Origin of the sequence: Asaia sp. SF2.1, assembly GCF_000505765.1 — a bacterium.
Lineage (GTDB): Bacteria > Pseudomonadota > Alphaproteobacteria > Acetobacterales > Acetobacteraceae > Asaia > Asaia bogorensis.
The window spans coordinates 35,883-38,155 of record NZ_AYXS01000008.1 but is presented as its reverse complement, the minus strand read 5'-3'; the positions used below and the strand labels follow the sequence as shown (position 1 = coordinate 38,155).

The window sequence follows — 2,273 nt, the reverse complement described above, 5'->3', positions numbered from 1 at the left end:
ACGGCGCATAGGGCCCAAGAACTCGATTCTCGCCGGGTTCGCCGGGGCAACAGCCGATGCCTTCACCCTGCTCGAGCGCCTCGAAGCCAAGCTGGAACGCTATCCCGATCAGCTTGAACGGGCCTGTGTCGATCTGGCGAAAGACTGGCGCACGGATCGCTATCTGCGTCGGCTGGAGGCCATGATGGCGGTGGCCGATGCCCATCGCTCCTTCACCTTAACCGGTAATGGTGACGTGCTCGAGCCCGAGGACGGAATCATCGCGATCGGCTCCGGCGGCAATTACGCGCTTTCGGCAGCGCGTGCGCTTATCGATATCGACGGGCTGAGTGCCGAGGATGTAGCCCGTCGTGCGATGAAGATTGCTGGCGATATCTGCGTCTACACCAATCATTCGGTCCGGGTGGAACTGCTGGGCGGAGAGTCGCTGTAATGGAAATTCCGAATTACTCGCCGCGTGAGATTGTCTCTGAGCTCGATCGCTTCATCATCGGTCAGAACGAGGCCAAGCGGGCTGTTGCTATTGCCATGCGCAACCGCTGGCGCCGTGCGCAACTACCCGAAGGGTTGCGTGAAGAGGTCGTGCCCAAGAATATCCTCATGATCGGACCAACCGGCTGCGGCAAGACCGAGATCGCCCGCCGTCTGGCGCGTCTGGCACAATCGCCTTTCCTGAAGGTCGAGGCCACCAAGTTCACCGAGGTCGGCTATGTCGGGCGTGATGTGGAATCCATCGTGCGCGATCTGGTTGAGGTGTCACTCACCATGCTGCGCGAGGCCCGACGCAAGGACGTGAATGCCAAGGCCGAGCTTGCCGCAGAATCCCGCCTTGTCGATGCGCTGGTCGGTGAGGGGGCCACGGCGGACACCAAGACCAAGTTCCGCCAGATGCTGCGTAATGGGGAGCTTGAGGACAAGGAAATCGAGATTCAGGTGGGGCGTGAGCCGGGCGCGGGTGAGATGCCCGACATGGCAGGTGGCACAGTCATGAATGCTGCTGCCTTTGGCGACCTCATGAAGAACCTCATGAACCGCTCACCCCAGAAGCGTCGCCTGACGATCGCTGCCGCGCGTCAGCTTCTGATCCGCGAGGAAGCCGACCGGCTGGTGGATAATGACGCACTGACCCAGGATGCAGTGCGTCATGCGCAGGATCACGGCATCGTCTTTCTCGATGAGATCGACAAGGTCTGCGCCCGCTCGGGTGAGGGCGGTGGACGGGGTGGCGATATCTCGCGTGAGGGTGTGCAGCGCGATCTTCTGCCGCTGATCGAGGGAACGACGGTCACCACAAAATACGGGCCGGTGAAAACCGACTATATCCTGTTCATCGCATCCGGGGCCTTTCATCTGGCCAAGCCCTCGGACCTGCTGCCTGAGTTGCAGGGGCGTCTGCCCATTCGCGTCGAGCTGGCTGGTCTGACACGTGAGGACCTCAAGCGCATTCTGCTCGAGCCCGAACATTCCCTGCTCAAGCAATATGTCTCGCTTCTCGGCACCGAGAATCTGACGCTCTCCTTCGAGGATGGCGCGGTGGATGCGCTCGCTGAACTGGCGGCAGACATCAATGAGCGTGTCGAAAATATCGGTGCCCGCCGTCTTGCGACGGTCATGGAGCGTCTGCTGGAAGATGTTTCCTTCAGGGCGTCTGACCGGAGCGGGGATACTGTTGTGATTACCGCGCAGGATGTGCAGGAGCGCGTTGCGCCTCTGGCCCGCAAGGGCGATCTGAGCAGGTTCATCCTGTGAGCGGCGCGGTAACGGAACTCCCCTTCGTCCAGCCCGTGGATGGCACGGCGGCGGAGGCCATTGCGTCGATCGGCGATGAACTCGCCTTGTTCGATGACTGGATGGATCGCTACGAATACATCATCGAGATGGGGCGCAACCTCCCGCCCTTTCCTGCTGCGTGGCAGAATGATGGGCATCGTGTGCCCGGCTGCCAAAGCCAGGTCTGGCTTGAGGCGCATGAGGCAGATGGCCGCCTGTTCTTTGCCGGTGCGTCCGATGCGGCCATTGTGAATGGGCTGGTGGCTTTGCTGCTGCGCGTCTATTCCGGGCGTGACCGGGCGGAGATCGAGGCAACGGACCCGACATTCCTGCATGATCTGGGACTGGTGAAGGCGCTCTCGACCAACCGTGGCAATGGAGTCGAGGCAATGGCCCAGGCCATACGGGCCCGAGCCCGGGCCTGATTTCGACAGGGTAGAACGGCAATCAAGAAAAAAGGCCCGGGAGACCGGGCCTTTTTTACATGGAACAACCCGAACTGC

General features: G+C 61.3%; 3 protein-coding genes. All 3 read left to right on the top strand.

Going from position 1 to position 2,273, the window contains the following annotated elements:
* Nucleotides 1-433, top strand: a 433-nt coding sequence (hslV, locus tag P792_RS0118350) for an ATP-dependent protease subunit HslV (protein WP_031240333.1), incomplete at its 5' end; no start/stop codon positions are given.
* Nucleotides 433-1,749 carry an ATP-dependent protease ATPase subunit HslU gene (hslU, locus tag P792_RS25395; RefSeq protein WP_023978119.1) on the top strand — a complete coding sequence of 439 codons (1,317 nt, stop codon included), beginning with the start codon at nt 433-435 and terminating at the stop codon, nt 1,747-1,749. The genes hslV and hslU, both read left to right, overlap by 1 nt.
* Nucleotides 1,746-2,195 (top strand): SufE family protein, encoded by a 450-nt coding sequence (locus P792_RS25390; RefSeq protein ID WP_031240330.1) that lies wholly within the window; start codon nt 1,746-1,748, stop codon nt 2,193-2,195. The genes hslU and P792_RS25390 overlap by 4 nt, the downstream gene beginning before the upstream one ends.
* The last annotated feature ends 78 nt before the right edge of the window (nt 2,196-2,273 follow it).